This window comes from Exiguobacterium sp. s75, assembly GCF_018617145.1.
Lineage (GTDB): Bacteria > Bacillota > Bacilli > Exiguobacteriales > Exiguobacteriaceae > Exiguobacterium > Exiguobacterium profundum.
Map to the genome: position 1 here is coordinate 1 of NZ_JACSJQ010000005.1, position 15,818 is coordinate 15,818.

17 protein-coding genes, 2 tRNA genes and 1 rRNA gene are annotated in these 15,818 nt (G+C 49.4%); 17 read left to right on the forward strand and 3 right to left on the reverse strand.

What is annotated here, in order from left to right; translation table 11 throughout:
- The 3 genes from rrf to KNO68_RS13320 form a co-directional block, all read left to right on the forward strand.
- Positions 1-87, forward strand: a 5S ribosomal RNA gene (rrf, locus tag KNO68_RS13310); the annotation flags it as partial.
- Between the two features lie 160 nt (positions 88-247).
- Complete coding sequence (locus tag KNO68_RS13315) at positions 248-1,186, forward strand: coiled-coil domain-containing protein (protein WP_215112616.1); 939 nt, start codon at positions 248-250, stop codon at positions 1,184-1,186.
- A gap of 304 nt (positions 1,187-1,490) precedes the next feature.
- Complete coding sequence (locus tag KNO68_RS13320) at positions 1,491-2,132, forward strand: uridine kinase family protein (RefSeq protein ID WP_214758571.1); 642 nt, start codon at positions 1,491-1,493, stop codon at positions 2,130-2,132.
- Here KNO68_RS13320 and KNO68_RS13325 read toward each other — a convergent pair.
- Positions 2,117-2,899, reverse strand: coding sequence for a sporulation protein (locus KNO68_RS13325; RefSeq protein WP_214758573.1), 783 nt, complete (start codon positions 2,897-2,899; stop codon positions 2,117-2,119). The genes KNO68_RS13320 and KNO68_RS13325 overlap by 16 nt on opposite strands.
- A gap of 139 nt (positions 2,900-3,038) precedes the next feature.
- Here KNO68_RS13325 and KNO68_RS13330 point away from each other — a divergent pair.
- From KNO68_RS13330 to KNO68_RS13360, 7 genes are all read left to right on the forward strand, one after another.
- Positions 3,039-3,115 (forward strand) — tRNA-Met (locus KNO68_RS13330).
- A gap of 25 nt (positions 3,116-3,140) precedes the next feature.
- Positions 3,141-3,217, forward strand: a tRNA-Met gene (locus KNO68_RS13335).
- A 102-nt stretch (positions 3,218-3,319) separates the two neighbouring features.
- Positions 3,320-3,769, forward strand: a complete 450-nt coding sequence (gene tsaE, locus KNO68_RS13340; protein WP_015880566.1) for a tRNA (adenosine(37)-N6)-threonylcarbamoyltransferase complex ATPase subunit type 1 TsaE — start codon at positions 3,320-3,322, stop codon at positions 3,767-3,769.
- Positions 3,766-4,422, forward strand: a complete 657-nt coding sequence (tsaB, locus tag KNO68_RS13345) for a tRNA (adenosine(37)-N6)-threonylcarbamoyltransferase complex dimerization subunit type 1 TsaB (RefSeq protein WP_214812793.1) — start codon at positions 3,766-3,768, stop codon at positions 4,420-4,422. Before tsaE ends, tsaB begins: the two co-directional genes overlap by 4 nt.
- Positions 4,415-4,876, forward strand: coding sequence for a ribosomal protein S18-alanine N-acetyltransferase (rimI, locus tag KNO68_RS13350; RefSeq protein ID WP_214812792.1), 462 nt, complete (start codon positions 4,415-4,417; stop codon positions 4,874-4,876). Before tsaB ends, rimI begins: the two co-directional genes overlap by 8 nt.
- Positions 4,873-5,895 carry a tRNA (adenosine(37)-N6)-threonylcarbamoyltransferase complex transferase subunit TsaD gene (gene tsaD, locus KNO68_RS13355; protein WP_215112617.1) on the forward strand — a complete coding sequence of 341 codons (1,023 nt, stop codon included), beginning with the start codon at positions 4,873-4,875 and terminating at the stop codon, positions 5,893-5,895. Before rimI ends, tsaD begins: the two co-directional genes overlap by 4 nt.
- A 14-nt stretch (positions 5,896-5,909) precedes the next feature.
- Complete coding sequence (locus KNO68_RS13360) at positions 5,910-6,476, forward strand: hypothetical protein (RefSeq protein ID WP_078146164.1); 567 nt, start codon at positions 5,910-5,912, stop codon at positions 6,474-6,476.
- A 197-nt stretch (positions 6,477-6,673) separates the two neighbouring features.
- On the opposite strand, the gene KNO68_RS13365 is transcribed toward KNO68_RS13360, so the two are convergent.
- Both KNO68_RS13365 and KNO68_RS13370 read right to left on the reverse strand, forming a co-directional pair.
- Positions 6,674-7,081, reverse strand: a complete 408-nt coding sequence (locus KNO68_RS13365) for a hypothetical protein (protein WP_214758578.1) — start codon at positions 7,079-7,081, stop codon at positions 6,674-6,676.
- The gene (locus tag KNO68_RS13370; protein WP_215112618.1) at positions 7,078-8,979 is read right to left on the reverse strand and encodes an ABC-F family ATP-binding cassette domain-containing protein; all 1,902 of its coding nucleotides are present in this window, start codon (positions 8,977-8,979) and stop codon (positions 7,078-7,080) included. The genes KNO68_RS13365 and KNO68_RS13370 overlap by 4 nt, the downstream gene beginning before the upstream one ends.
- Positions 8,980-9,129: 150 nt before the next feature.
- Here KNO68_RS13370 and KNO68_RS13375 point away from each other — a divergent pair, with 150 nt between their 5' ends.
- The 7 genes from KNO68_RS13375 to KNO68_RS13405 all read left to right on the forward strand — a co-directional run bounded on the left by KNO68_RS13375 (position 9,130) and on the right by KNO68_RS13405 (position 15,790).
- On the forward strand, positions 9,130-9,786 hold the full coding sequence (locus KNO68_RS13375) for a redox-sensing transcriptional repressor Rex (protein ID WP_015880579.1): 657 nt from the start codon (positions 9,130-9,132) through the stop codon (positions 9,784-9,786).
- Positions 9,786-10,004 carry a twin-arginine translocase TatA/TatE family subunit gene (gene tatA / locus KNO68_RS13380; RefSeq protein WP_034770678.1) on the forward strand — a complete coding sequence of 73 codons (219 nt, stop codon included), beginning with the start codon at positions 9,786-9,788 and terminating at the stop codon, positions 10,002-10,004. The genes KNO68_RS13375 and tatA overlap by 1 nt, the downstream gene beginning before the upstream one ends.
- Before the next feature lie 3 nt (positions 10,005-10,007).
- The gene (tatC, locus tag KNO68_RS13385; protein WP_031424497.1) at positions 10,008-10,796 is read left to right on the forward strand and encodes a twin-arginine translocase subunit TatC; all 789 of its coding nucleotides are present in this window, start codon (positions 10,008-10,010) and stop codon (positions 10,794-10,796) included.
- Positions 10,797-10,940: 144 nt separating this feature from the next.
- A complete protein-coding gene (locus KNO68_RS13390; RefSeq protein ID WP_215112619.1) occupies positions 10,941-13,589 on the forward strand; it encodes a hypothetical protein in 2,649 nt (882 codons plus the stop codon).
- A gap of 105 nt (positions 13,590-13,694) precedes the next feature.
- Entirely contained in the window at positions 13,695-13,973 is a 279-nt protein-coding gene (locus KNO68_RS13395; protein WP_215112620.1) for a hypothetical protein, read from the forward strand.
- Positions 13,974-13,978: 5 nt separating this feature from the next.
- Positions 13,979-14,272, forward strand: coding sequence for a hypothetical protein (locus KNO68_RS13400; protein WP_215112621.1), 294 nt, complete (start codon positions 13,979-13,981; stop codon positions 14,270-14,272).
- Positions 14,273-14,443: 171 nt separating this feature from the next.
- On the forward strand, positions 14,444-15,790 hold the full coding sequence (locus KNO68_RS13405) for an FAD-dependent oxidoreductase (protein WP_215112622.1): 1,347 nt from the start codon (positions 14,444-14,446) through the stop codon (positions 15,788-15,790).
- The last annotated feature ends 28 nt before the right edge of the window (positions 15,791-15,818 follow it).

The window sequence follows — 15,818 nt, forward strand, 5'->3', positions numbered from 1 at the left end:
GTTCCCATGCCGAACACGGAAGTTAAGCGTCTCAGCGCCGAAAGTAGTTGGGGGATCTCCCCCTGTGAGGATAGGACGTTGCCAGGCAACAACGCAGGACGACCGAGCATACGCTCGGTCGTTTTTTTGTTTCTTTGAAACTTTGTCCCTTCTTTTTCGTACTAAGTAAGAGAAAGAGGGGATGTTTATAAATCATGAATCTCCTCAGATTGACTCATTCGATAAACAAAATGAGAGGAGAAACATCATGCAAAATCTTCAGGAGACCCAATTAGATTTACAACAACGTATCGCCGAGCGTGATCGACTTGTGCGTAAGCAAGAGATACTAAACAAACAGTTGAACGAGCATGAGACGGTGCGGAAGACACTACTCAACACATTCACGAAAGAACAACGTGATGTGTATGACCTTGAAGAATTCTCGCTCGTCAACACATGGCGAAAGTTACGAGGCACGTTTGATGAACAACGGACAATCGAAATGGAAGAGGCTGCTCGCGCTGAACTGAAATTACGAGAACACGAGGCGATGATTGACGAATTGACGCTCGAACATCGAGAATTACAAGAACAGCTCGAGGTTTATGAGGGCATCGACGCTGAGTGGGAGACCTTCTTAGAAACAAAAGAATCCCATCTTGCGAAAGATCCAGCTATTCGCCGAGACCTACACCATCTCACGAATCAACAAGCCGAAACGAATGAACTTCTTATCGAGTATCGGGAAGCCATCGTTGCCGGTAAGGCGGCGCGATCAACGATTGCAAAAACACTCAAACATCTAGATAGTGCGAAAGGGTGGTCGACGTATGACACGTTCTTCGGGGGTGGCTTGATTGCCACAGCAATGAAACATGAGGCGCTAGATGCTTCCGAGCAGACAATGCACGAATTACAATCTGCGTTAGAGCGTTTCTCCCGTGAATTAGCGGACGTGCAAGGTATTGTTCAGGAGTTGCATGTCGATCGAGGTTCACTCATTCAGTTCGCAGATTACTTTTTGGATGATATTTTTTCAGAATGGACGATGCATGGACGAATCAATGATTCCTTAGATCAAGTGGACGGACTGGATAAGGAAATCAGTCAGCTGATTGCTCGTATGACGAGACAAGTGGAAACGTTAGAACAGAAGCTTGACGAGACTGAAGAAAAAAGAAGACAGCTCATCCTGACACGATGAGCTGTCTGTCATTATATTTATAGTAAGGGTTCTTTTGCTTAGTTCAAGGAGAGCGAAGAGAAAATGAGTAAAACGATGGTATTTCTTATTAGAGGGATGGCAGTCACGGGAGCGCTATTGATTTTATCGATTCCATTTTTCTTTAGTTCTCCCATATCGACCACTCTGATCATTGTCAGTTCGATTTCGTTGATTGCCTTTGTGATGTTTACTGTTTCAGCAATCAGGCTTCGAAAACGGATAGAGAATGAATGACGTGTATTTGTTTTTCTGAAACAACAAAATTACCGAAAGGGGGAGAATCATGGAACAACTGATTGAGGGTATCGTACAAAGCGTGAGACCGGATCAACGAACGCTGATTGCTATCTCCGGACACGGGGCAGCCGGAAAATCGACGTTGGCAGAAAAATTACGGGAACGACTCGGTGATATAAACCTGCTTCACACAGACCCGTATATTACAGATTCACAGTTGCGGAAACAAACGATCCTCACGTATCAACACGATGGAACGACCCATCAGTATAAGATGACGGCGTGTCATCCGGCCGCACATCATCTGCTCTCACTCGAGCGAGATATCCGTATGATTCGGGAAGGGATTGGGTTTTATACGATTGATGTCCCCTATCTAGAGCGGACATGGATTGATCCGGAGAAGCCAATCACGATTATTGAAGGGATGAGTGTCGCATTCCTGGATCTTTCATCTTTTGATCAATCGATTTATCTCTACACAGACGGGGAGACTGAGTTCAAGCGACGTTCGCATCGTGATATTCAGGAACGGGGTATGGAGCTGGACTACTTACACGCTTCACATGTAGAGCGACGTCTGCAATATGAATTGTTCATGCATCCGTATCGCCACCACTTTCAAACTATCGTCAATACGAGTAAGGATGGAATTCAAATTGAAAAAACCGCTCACGAGGAGCGGTGACTGCGTAGCGTATCTTGAATTCCGAGACCGAGCTGTTCTTGTTCGCGCTCGAGTTGTTCCCACGTGAGAGAACGATGACGCAGTTCGACGTCGGTCGCCATCGATTCGAGCGTTCGCTGGGTCTCGATGTTGTCGAGCCAGTAGTAGAGGTCGATCCCGTCTTCATGCAAGCGCCAAAACGATTTGACGACCTCGAACTCATCGGCCCATTCTCCGACCGGCTTGAATCCATACTTTTCAACGAATGGATACGGACGTTCTTCCCCGAGCGGGTCGATCACGTTTCGGACGAACATCGGCTCAAGTCCAGCGTGAGCGGTCGCATCGAGTAATCGTTTCAGTTCAGGCATCGGTTCGATTTCGATGTGTTCGAGCACATCAAACCAAACTCGTTTGATGTCCTTGTCCCATAATGTAGCCTCTATACTATACGGGGCGCCGGCAGAGGAAGGGGCGTACATCGTCAACTCGAATGAAAACGGAACATCTTCCTTCGCTCCGGGTTCTAGTACAAGCGATAGTGGAATTGGGACTTCTTGAATATCAGCTTCTCGATTGAACTCGTTTCCTTCCATGGTGATGTCTTTGAACGTCGTCAAGAAGGTCAGGGTGAGTTCCTGTAATCGAACGACATTCGTTGTCGGGTTGGAGACGTGCAACGTACCCGTCACGGTCTGCTTCGGAATGAGTGCTGCCGGGTCAAACGTGATCTCGGCTTCGATCTCCGAAAAGAACCATTTCTTGAATCGATTTCCCCATTTGGACATGGCGGTCGCGCCCCTTTTCTCTGATAGTCTATGCTGTTATATTTGTTCCCGATTCCATTTTTGAAAAAACATTAAGAAAATGGTTGCTTTTTATAACTGTCTCGCTTATTATAGAGGATGTCGAAACAATTCAAACCATCGCGGGGTGGAGCAGTCTGGTAGCTCGTCGGGCTCATAACCCGAAGGTCGTCGGTTCAAATCCGGCCCCCGCAACCAATTTTTATTTAATTTCATATGTCGTCGCGGGGTGGAGCAGTCTGGTAGCTCGTCGGGCTCATAACCCGAAGGTCGTTGGTTCAAATCCAGCCCCCGCAACCAATTTTTAAATGAGATAGCGAAACGATGGCGTTTCGTGTTTTTTTTTGCTTAAAATGAAGTGTACAATGAGTACGTATGAGAAGTGAAAAAGGAGAACCATTCATGTATACATTGATTACGCATTCTGCGGCGGAGACGCAAGCGGTGGCAGAACGTTTGGCCACACTCGTCGAAGCAGGGACGGTCATCACGTTAAACGGTGACCTCGGTGCCGGCAAGACGACGTTCACACAAGGGTTCGCAAAAGGACTCGGTGTCACGCGGAACGTCAACAGTCCGACCTTCACCATTATGAAACAATATAAAGGGCGATTGCCGCTCTATCATATGGATGTCTATCGTCTCGAAGATACGGGGGATGACATCGGTCTTGAGGAATATATCAATGGTGATGGTGTCGCCATCGTCGAGTGGTCGAACTTGATCGAGTCCTCGCTCCCGGAAGAACGCTTGGCCATCACGATTGAACGGGTCGGCGACGAAGAACGTAAACTGACACTTGCTCCGACGGGTGAGCGTTACGTTCAAATCGCCAAGGAGGTGCTCGCATGAAGCAATTGATGATTGATACGGCGACGACACGTTTGTCAGTCGCGTTAAGTGAGGCTGGAGAGATTCAAGCCGAAGCGACCGTCATGGTCTCAAAAAACCATGCGGTCACACTCATGCCGATGATTGAACAGCTCATGGCAGCGGTCAAGTGGACACCGAATATGCTCGAACGCATCATAGTCACGACCGGACCTGGGTCGTACACGGGAATTCGGATTGGAGTGACGACAGCGAAGACACTCGCTTATACGCTCAATCTTCCACTCATCGGTGTATCTGCCCTGCAGCTCATGGCAGCGGCCCCGAATACCGATTTGCCGGTCGTCTCATTGATTGACGCTCGCCGTGGCAACGCGTATATCGGATATTATCAACACAACAAAGCACTAACGCATGATCAGCACGCCTCGGTCGCGGATTGGTTGCGACTGAATAGTCAAGGGCGCTTCCTTGTCGTCGGAGACGTGGAACCGTTCCGTGACGTGTTAAGTGAATATGAGTATGTCGAAGCACCGGCTGCCCATCGTTACGGACGTGCGAGTGATTTGGTCGTCTTTAGCGATGAGACGAGCGATGTCCATGCGTTTGAGCCAGAGTATTTGCGACTCGCTGAAGCGGAAGCGAAATGGTTAGAGGGTCAAAACAATGGCTGACGTGAAAATTCGTCGAATGACGTGGCTCGATGTCGAAGAAGTGACGCAAGTCGAAGAAGCATCGTTTGCCATTCCGTGGACAAAAGAGGCGTTCATGAATGAGATGCTTCGAAATGAACAGGCCATTTACTTTGTCGCGGTCCATGACAAACGGGTCGTCGGTTTTGTCGGAGTATGGCAAATCGTCGATGAAGGACATATCACGAACATTGCCGTCTTACCTGAGTTTCGTGGACAGGGCATCGGTAATCAATTGTTAGCGGAACTTGTCGCGTTCGCCAAGTCAAAAGGACTCGTCGGATTGACGTTAGAAGTCCGCGTGTCGAACGTAGGCGCGCAAAAACTGTATGAACAGTTCGGTTTTACGCAAGCCGGTCGGAGAAGACGCTACTATCAGGATAATAATGAAGACGCCTATATTTATTGGGCGAAGTTAGGAAGTGAGTCAGAATGAACACATCACTGATTCTTTCGATTGAGTCGAGCTGTGACGAGACGTCTGTTGCACTCGTCAAAGACGGAAAGACGTTATTGTCGAACGTCGTCTCTTCTCAAATCGAGAGTCATAAACGATTTGGTGGCGTCGTCCCTGAAGTGGCGTCTCGTCATCATGTGGAACGAATCACGTACGTGATTGACGATGCATTGAGTGAAGCCGGCGTGACGATGGAAGACGTCGATGCAGTCGCGGTCACACAAGGACCGGGTCTCGTCGGTGCCCTTCTCGTTGGGATCAGTGCGGCCAAGGCGTTGGCATTCGCCCATCAAAAACCGCTCATCGGTGTCCACCATATCGCTGGACATATTTACGCGAACGAACTCGTTGAAGAGATGCAGTTCCCGCTTGTCTGTCTCGTCGTTTCAGGGGGACATACAGAACTCGTCTATATGCCAGAACATGGTGTCTTCGAAGTCATCGGGGAGACACGTGACGACGCGGCAGGTGAGGCGTACGATAAGGTTGCGCGCACGCTCAGTCTCCCATATCCGGGAGGTCCTGCGATTGACCGCCTGGCAGCGGTCGGGGAAGACACGTACAACTTCCCACGCGTTCGTCTCGAACCGGGTAGTTTCGATTTCAGTTTCAGTGGTTTGAAGTCATCGGTCATCAACGCCGTACACAATGCGGAACAACGGGGAGAGACGGTCATCCCTGAAAACTTGGCGGCGAGCTTCCAGGCGAGTGTCGTCGAAGTGCTCGTCGAGAAAGCGATTCGTGCCGTGAAGGAAAAAGGGGCGAAGCAATTGCTTGTCGCGGGTGGTGTCGCGGCGAACCGTGGCCTCCGCGCAGCGCTTCAAGAAACGGCTACAGCTGAAGGGATTCAACTCGTCATTCCACCGCTTGACCTCTGTGGGGACAACGCGGGCATGATCGGGGTGGCGGCACATCACGCGTATGTGCGCGGTAAGCGCGATACACTAGCGATGAACGCGGTTCCTGGGTTATCCTTAGAAGAGAGCATGACAGTCTAGGGGGAAATAGAGACATGACGAAACGCATCATCATCGGAGGACTCATCGTACTACTCGTCGTTGCGACGTTCTTACAAGTACGTGAGATCATCCGCGCTTACAATATCGCCTATCAAGAGGAGATTGTTCCAGAAGAGACACGAGTGAAGTCACTCACTGGAGAAGAGTCATTAGAAGGCATCGGTCGCGTGACCGGAGAGAATACGCTCATCAAGTCACTATATGGCTACACAAGTGTCGTCGACCAAGAGCCGGAGCGTGTGATCGTCGTCGATCGTAATCTCGGCGTTCAGCCAAAAGCAAGCGATGCTTACTATGAAATCGAGCGAGGTCGCGAGGCAACGGAAGAAGAAGCGGCGAAGTTTGATGATTTGATCGAGGAACTCGACGAACAGCAACTGTTCGCACAAGTCATCTCGACGCATGAAGCACGCTATGTGACGAATGGCGAAAAGCCGATGACGTTCTATAAAGTGTTCACACGTGACGTCGACACGAACGAGGCTGTCTTCTTTATCGCTGAAGACGGAACGAAACTCGACTTCCATACAATCGGATTCCAACCACTGCGTTATTTCTAACAAAAAGGTTCAGCCACGCGGCTGAACCTTTTTGAGTGCTTCAAGTTGTTGAAGGAATGTATGGGCGAACGCAAGACATGTTTCCTTTTTTTTTCGTCCGTATCCGGGTCAAATTCAATCTTGAGCGATTATCAATGTCAGTGCTAACGTTGATTGTACAAACAAAACCACGCCTTCAAACAGAAGACGTGGTTTTGTTATGCTTTTGGTTGTCGATAATTCTCCCGATGCCACGTATTGACGCGGCTCACGATGAACACGAGAAGAGCGAGAATCCACATGAAGAGCGTCTCTTCATAGAAGTGGGCCCACACCGATCCAGGCGCATAGAACGTGTGAACGGTCACATCGACCGGCCAGACGACGACACGGATGAAGAGCGTGCTCATGAGCAGACCACTGAAGAGACTGAGTAGTATCCCTGGCCACGTCTGAATGATGAAGCCGATGACGACCGGTAAAAAGTAAAAGAGAATAGACGGGACAATCGTCGGCTCCCCACGGATGAGTTCAGACACGAACTCGGTCCCGGTCGGCACGATATAGGCCAGTCCTGTGAGGAACGCTTGAATGAACTCGATTCGCATGGCACGGGTACGCATCATGTATGGAGTTCCTCCCATTCCGCATAAAGTGCGGTAATCGATTCTTTCGCCGCGTCCGATTCGGTCGACAACTCCTGTGCACGGGCGAAGTCGTTGAAGACGTCCGGCTCACAAAGCAACTGCTCGATCTCATCAAGACGATTCTCATGTTGCTCAATCGCTTGCTCAATCTCTTCGATGCGCTGTTTGATGCGGCGCTCTTCTCGCTGTTGTACCTTATCGGCACGCTGTTTTTTCACGACGACCTGCTTCGTCTCTTCACGGGCGAGTCGCGCCAGTTCCTCGAGCTCTTCTTTCTTCTCGACGTAGTACGAATAGTCCCCAAGATACTCGTTGATGCCGTTCGGTGTGATCTCTAGCACACGCGTCGCGAGTCGATCGATGAAGTAGCGGTCATGAGAGACGAAGAGAATCGTGCCCGGATAGTCGAGGAGGGCATTCTCCAAAATCATCTTTGAGTCGAGGTCCAAGTGGTTCGTCGGCTCGTCCAAAATGAGGAGGTTCGGTTGCTCCAGCTTCAGCTTGGCCAAGGTGAGTCGTGCCCGTTCGCCACCGGATAGTTCATGGACACGCTTCATGACGTCATCGCCGCTGAAGAGGAACTGTCCGAGAAGACTCCGGACTTCTTGCTCGCGCATGAGCGGCCAGTCGTTCCAAATCTCGTCGATGACACGGTTCGCGTCAGACAAGTTTTGTTGCTCCTGGTCGTAGTAGCCGATTTCGACGCCCGTCCCGTAACGGATCTCACCGGTGAGGGCGGCTTGTTGTTTCGTCAACACTTTGAGGAGGGTCGACTTCCCGACCCCGTTCGGACCGACTAGCGCGACGGACTCACCGCGTTGCAGTTGGAAGCGGAGATTCTGAGCGATCGCTTCCTCGTACCCGATGGCGAGGTCACTCGCGCTCAGCACATCGTTCCCGCTCTGACGTTTGATGGAGAACGAGAGAACGGCGCTACGTTCGTCACCATCCGGCGCATCGAGGCGATCGACTTTCTCAAGACGCTTCCGCACGCTTTGCGCTCGTTTCGTCGTCGTCGCCCGGGCGATGTTTCGCTGGATGAAGTCTTGCATCTTGGCAATCTCTTCTTGCTGCGACTCAAACTGCTTCTTCTCTTGCTCGTAGAGGGCGGCCTTCTGCTCGAGATACTTCGTATAGTTCCCGACGAAGCGGCGACTCCGGTGACGTGACAATTCATAGACGACCGAGACGACGCGATCGAGGAAGTACCGGTCGTGGGAGACGATGAGAACGGCACCTTTATAGCCGTTCAAGTACTTCTCAAGCCAGGCGAGTGTTTCGATGTCCAAATGGTTCGTCGGCTCGTCCAAGATGAGCAGGTCGGGACTTTGAAGGAGCATCTTCGCCAAGGCGAGACGTGTCCGTTGTCCCCCGGAGAGCGTGTCGATGCGACGCTCGAAGTCGTCCGGATAGAAGCGCATCCCGTGAAGGACCGAGCGGATGGTCGCTTCATATTGGTATCCGCCACGTTCTTTGAACGTATGTTGCTCTTCATCGTAAGAAGAGAGGAGACGTTCATATGCAGCGGCGTCATTTAGGATTCGTTCTGAGCCCATGTCAGCCTCCATGCGACGGAGCGTCTTCTCTTGCTCGATCAAGTCCGTGAAGACGGTGAGCATCTCATTCCAGATCGTCTCGTCGGATTCTAACCCTGAGTCTTGGGCGAGATAGCCGATCGTGACGTCTTTTGGCTTCATGATGTCCCCGGAGTCATAGTTGTATTCACCAGCGATGACTTTCAAAAGCGTCGACTTTCCGGCCCCGTTACGACCGACAAGGGCGACGCGTTCGCCTTCCTGGATTTCGAGTTTGACATTTTCTAAAATCGGCTCGACGCCGAAGGATTTGGATAAGTTATTGACTTGCAGTAGGATCAAGTGAAAAAACCCCTTTCTCTCTATTTAGTATACTGTATTTTTCAGCGATTTTAGGTATATTCGTTGAGTGGTCATGTGAATTCGTTTACAATCAAGGTGTATGAAATTCAGATTCGTTTGTAACGTGTCGTAAAAAGGAGGCTCTTTCCGTTGAGTCAAAACGAACCAAAGATTCCACAAGCGACAGCCAAACGGTTGCCACTATACTATCGATTTATTCAAAGCCTGCACGCGTCAGGGAAACAACGTGTCTCTTCAGCAGAACTGAGTGAGGCGGTCAAGGTCGATTCGGCTACGATTCGCCGTGATTTCTCGTACTTCGGTGCGCTCGGTAAAAAGGGATATGGCTATAACGTGCAGTATCTGTTAGACTTTTTCCGAAAGACACTGAATCAGGACGAGATTACGAATGTCGCCTTGGTCGGGGTCGGTCACCTTGGGACGGCATTCGTCAACTATAACTTCCTTAAAAACAATAACACACATATCGTCGTCGGGTTCGACGCAGACGAAACAAAAGTCGGCACGACGATGTCAGGCGTCCCAATTCATCACGTCGATGAGATGGAACAAATCATGAAGCAAAACAAGATTGACGTCGCCATTTTGACGGTACCTTCTGCTTATGCGCAGTCCGTCGCAGACGACTTGGTGCGTTTCGGCATCAAGGGCATCTTGAACTTCACACCGGCACGACTCACTGTACCGGATACGGTTCGCGTCCATCATATCGATTTGTCGATTGAGCTGCAGTCACTCATTTACTTTATGCAACACTATCCAACCGCTGAGGGGGTCCATCAATAATGGAATTACTAGCATCATCACTCGTCGTCGGGATTCCGGGTGGGGCGAGTCTATTCATCATCGCCATCATCGCGCTTATCATCTTCGGACCGAAGAAATTGCCGGAGTTTGGTCGCGCGGCCGGACAAACGCTTCGTGAGTTCAAAAATGCAACGAACGGCATGATGAACGAGCACGACGAGAACGACAAGAAAGCTATCGAAAAGAAAGAGCAGTAAGCCATGAATCATCAACCTGATCAAGAGCGGGAACTCACCGATCACTTGACAGAGCTGCGGAGACGACTGATGCTATCTGCATTTGTCGTCTTTGCCTTCTTTTTGATGGCTTTGCCGAGTGTCAAATATGTACTCGCGTATTTGCAAAAAGACCTCGTCGAACGCGGGCTCGAACTGAACGCCTTTGGGGTCGCGGACCCGCTCATGATTTACTTGAACTTGGCGCTCATCATCGGCCTTATCGCGGCGAGCCCATTCCTACTGTATCAAGTGTGGGCGTTTGTCGCACCCGGTCTGCATCCGAATGAGCGGAAAGGCACGCTTGCCTATATCCCAATCATCTTCGGACTGTTCTTGATCGGTCTTGCGTTCGCCTACTACTGGTTGTTCCCGCTCGTCCTCGATATCTCGACGGACCTCGGGCAAGACCTCGGACTCGAACAAATCATCGGGGCCAACAATTACTTCACGTTCTTGTTGCAGCTGACAATTCCGTTCGGTCTATTGTTCCAACTACCGGTCGTCATGATGTTCTTGACCCGAATCGGTGTCGTGACCCCGTACTTCTTATCAAAGATTCGAAAGTACGCATACTTCGCCCTATTCGTGATCGCGGCATTCATCACACCGCCGGATTTGACGTCGCACCTTATGGTGTCGTTACCACTCTTCTTCCTATATGAAATCAGTTTATCGATTTCACGTATCACCTACAAAGGGGTGCTGCGCCGGGAAAAAGAGGCGATGGTGCAAGAACAGATGGATTTAATGAAACAGATGAATGAAAAGTGAGCACTGCGTCAAATTATGACGCGGTGCTTTTTTGAATATTAGGGCTATGCATTTTTGAGAAAACATCTTAAAATTAGAAGGGATTCAACAAAAATGGATGTTTTTTGAAAACTTATGTATACATAAACAGAAATGAGGAAGCAGATGAACAAGTGGTTATGGAGTACGCTCGTCGTACTCATATTGTTGATTGGACCAAAAATGGATGCCTTTGCAGAAGGAGCGGCAAAAGCGGACGTTCTGCCAACGGGAAGTGTTGTATCAAACAGTGAATATGTATGGCGATCGGGCGACCCAGAGACGATTGTGCATATGCGCACAGGAAAAGTGTATACACTTCCCGTCCGCGTGTCGGTTGAACACAATATCGTTGGACTCGGAGACGGTCGCGTCATTTTAGATGCATATGGCGAGGTCATCATTTGGGATCCGATTAACGATGCGATGACGTCATTCCCGAATGATTCGAGTAGTGGTCTCGATTATCTTCATGCTGTGAATCAGGATTTAGAAATGATTCTTTGGAAAGGACATACGACGTATTCTGTCACTTCATTGACGGGTGAGATTCTCGGAACGTTTAATACGGAAAGTATATACGAATCGTACGACCTTCTTGCTGACGGCACGGTCCTAGTCTTCGCAAACGGTGAAATCACGAAACGAGCCATCACGGGAGAAACGCTTGAAACGCTTGGAACATATACGGACAAGGTACGATCTGCCCAATATATCGAAGAAGCGAATCAATTAGTGGTCAAGATGTCCACCGACTCACATCTCCGAATTTTTGATTTGACCACGAAACGTTGGATTGAAAAAGAGGCGGAATCTGTCACGAATCTCCTGTGGAAAGACGGGATTTACTACTTCACGATGCGGAAAGTGTTTGATACGTATTACGTGAGTTACAATGTTGCCACTGGAGAATGGAAAGAATCATCGGTGGATGATACGTTTGTTAATCTAAGAGGAGATTGGTATGTGCTATCCCATGATGTGACGGCAGGGTATACGCCGGAGTCATTTTGGAAAGCGCCACGACAACTGTTGATCGATGTACCGAAAACAACGACACGATATGAAGTGAACCAATCCTATCAAGTGAACGGAACCGCTAAACTGATTGATGGAACATCCATTCCTGTCAGTGGGACAGAATTGTCGGCAACGTATCGATATTCTGAGAAGAAACCTTTTGTTTGGGAACAAGGTAAGTTGACGATGAACACGAATGGCGGATATTCTTTTGAATTTAGATGGAACGGGTTAGAACGAACAGAAGACTTTGTAGCATCTAACTATGTTCCGCTCACACTCGATCCGCCAACAGGTGTTTTGGGACCCATCACAGGAACAACGGCACCGAACACCCCAGTATTCGTCAGTGTGACGAAAAGCACCTCTCAGTACACCGACTCACTAGATTCATTGGTCAACTATCAGTCGAAAACGGTTCAGTCAGACGAGATGGGACGCTTCACTTGGCAACCGACGCGCTGGTTCGCACCAGGATCGCGTGTGACCGTAAAAATCGGAAGCCCATCAAGTGTATATGCCGATCCAATTGAACTGGTGACGGTAAAAGAAAGTGAAGATACTTTACCGAACGACATCACGCTTGTAACGAACTCTGTAAAATCAGGTGTGACATTACAGACCACGCCACAGGCTACCGTTGACATCGTTGCCCGTAGCGAACGCGGTTATGAAGCCTGGAGTGAGCAAGTAAATGAGGATGGGATGCTCCAAATCAAATCGTTTTCTCACATGTGGTTTGGTGTTGGGACAAAAATATACTATAAGTTACAGGATGCACCTGCCTCACAGTTCCGTCTTGCGGAAGTGAAGGCGACGTATGATGCACCTATCTTCACTTGGACGCGGACACCATTGATGTACGATAAATCGATTGATGTAACGTCTAGCACAAATGAAGCATATGAAGTTTATCGGAATGACATCCTTGTGACAAAGACGAGTTCGATGCCTTATACGTTCGATACGCCATTACGCGAAGGCGATGTGATTCGTGTCAAACGCACGTATCGCGATGCCACTTACGAATTGACGAAGACGGTTCGCGCGTTCGCACCTGTTTTGAGTGTCACGGACGTCATGATGACGAAGACACAGGCGACACTCACGATTAAAAAGACAAGTGTGGCCCCGGTTCGTTTTTACGTAAATGGTGTGGCCGTTTCACCAAAACGGTTATCAACGACACGGTACACCATCCCGGCGAAACCGGGTGACACGATTCGTGTCCGTGCCTCTGTCGGATCAAAATCCCGTGAAGTCACAGTGGAATTGCCGAAGACCTCGCTGTCCACGCTATCCATCAACGACGAAAAGTCGTTATGGGTCGGGTATGTACTACCGAACAGTACGGTGACACTAAAGAGCGGTACGAAGACAATCGCCAGTGGAACGGCAAGCAGTACAGGCCGTGTGACGCTACGATTCAGTCGACAACCGGTTGGAAGTGTCGTGACGTTGACGAGTCAGCAAGTGACGTATCGTCACATTCAGAAAAAGACCGTGACGGTCGGACCGGCTCCGACATTGTCATCGACCATTCCTTCAAGTGCGTCGAAGACATTGCGTGCGACGTCAAACGTGGCTTACGGTACACTCACGCTGATGCGTGGGACGACCGTTCTCGCAGAGAAAGAAGTAAAAACGACTTCGACGATTCTCAGTTTTTCACCGCAACGAAAAGGGACGCAGCTCACGCTTCGTCTCGTGACACCGAAAGGTCGAAGCGTAACGAAGACGTTCACCGTTCGATGAGTACTCGGACCATTCGCATGAGCGGGTGGTCTTTTTACTTTCAACATACCTGTGAGCCCTTCACTCATGTTAATATGGAAAAAAGAGGGATTTGAGGTGTGGGTCATGTGGTGGCAATGGTACGGATTTGAGACAATCATGATGTTCATCTTTGCAGGGATATCCATTGGGACTGGAAGACATCTGTTCCTGTCAAAAACGGATAAGGTTCTCACGATTTCGTTTGTGAGTATGGTCATTGGTTTTTGTATGATGCTCGTCGGAGTGGGATACATAAGAGGATTTGATGGAATGGGTTGGTTCGTATACGGTTTGCTCCTATACGGTGGAAGTCTCCTTGTCTACTTGACGTTCACTATTTTTCGTTTGAAACGGGAGGAGTAAAGAGAATGAGTGATTTGACCTTTTTGATGTTGTTGTTTCTTGGATTGACACTAGGAGTGGTGCTATCCATCTATCACGTGATGCGGCAGAAAAGAAGACGGTCCGTGTTACTCCTGATCGGTACATTACTGGTTGTAAGTGGCTATGTACTTGTGATTGGCAATCTGGCATTTGGATACGGATGGGGAGCATTGTGGTGGGCGGTCGTCGGGCTCGCTATGAACGTCTTCGGTTTGATCGTGCATCTATTTGTAATAATCTATCATCTATTATTGAAAAAGCGGCGAGTCCGGTCATGAGAATGAGCGGATTTTTTCTGTTCAAACTTTAGACACTTTTACGTGAAAAAGTGAGCAAAGTCATTGATTCTTATATTGTGAAATAGTACACTAAGGTCAAGAAGTAAATGTGATGTTTATCACAATATAAAACGAAACGTATTGTTTAACATAAAAGGAGAGACGACTCATATGAAAATCGCAGTCATCGGATGTACACACGCAGGAACAGCAGCAGTCAAAGGATTACTCGCCAAGCACGACAATCTCGATATCACCGTTTACGAGCGGAACGATAACGTTAGCTTCCTCTCGTGTGGGATTGCGCTCCACGTTGGTGGTGTCGTCCAACGTGCGGAAGAGTTATTCTACTCGTCACCACGTGAACTTGAAGAACTCGGTGCGACGATGCGCATGAAACATGACGTCTTGTCGATCGACTCCGAAGCGAAGACGGTCCACGCTAAAAATCTTGAGACCGGTGAAGACGTGCATGACACGTATGACCGCTTGATCGTCACGACGGGTTCATGGCCGATCGTCCCGACGCTCCCGGGGATCGAAATGAATGGAATCGAGCTCTGTAAAAACTACTCGCACGCCCAACGCATCATCGAGCGGGCGACAGACGCGACGAAGATTGCCGTCATCGGGGCTGGCTATATCGGGGTCGAGCTCGTCGAAGCGTTCGAAGCATACGGAAAACATGTCACGTTTATCGATAGTGCCGACCGCATCTTGAACAAGTATCTCGACAAGTCGTTCACGGATCAATTGGAAGCGGATATGACAAGTCGCGGGATCGATCTTGAACTCGGTCAGACGGTCGAAGCGTTCCGTGGAACAGAAGGGAACGTCACACACGTCGTGACGGACAAAGGTGAATTCGAAGCGGATCTCGTCATTCTCTGTGTCGGATTCCGTCCGAACACAGGACTCTTAGAAGGACAGGTCGATATGCTCGGGAACGGTGCCATCATCGTCGATGAATATATGCGTACGAGCAACCCAGATATCTTTGCGGCAGGGGACAGCTGTGCCGTCTACTATAACCCGGCGCGTACACACGCCTATATCCCACTTGCGACGAACGCTGTCCGCATGGGAACACTCGTCGCGGAGAACATGATGCAACCACGCGTCCGCTACCAAGGGACACAAGGAACGTCGGGACTTCGACTCTATGACTGGAATATCGCGTCATCTGGTCTGACGGAAGAAGCGGCAGCACTCTTTGGACTCGAAGTGGAAAGTGTGGTCATCCAGGACGCGTATCGTCCGGAGTTCATGCCGACCGCAGAGAAAGTCGAATTCAAACTCGTCTATGAAAAAGGGACACATCGTATTGTCGGTGGACAAGTGTTATCGAAAGCGGATTTGACGCAAGCGGTCAACACACTCTCGCTCGCCATCCAAAACGAGATGACGATCGAAGAGCTCGCCTATGTCGACTTCTTCTTCCAACCGCACTACAACAAGCCATGGCACTTCCTGAACAGCGGGGCGCTTGAAGCGATGAAAGACAAAGTGAATGCCTAACAAAAAAATGCGGAAGCTCATGGCTTCT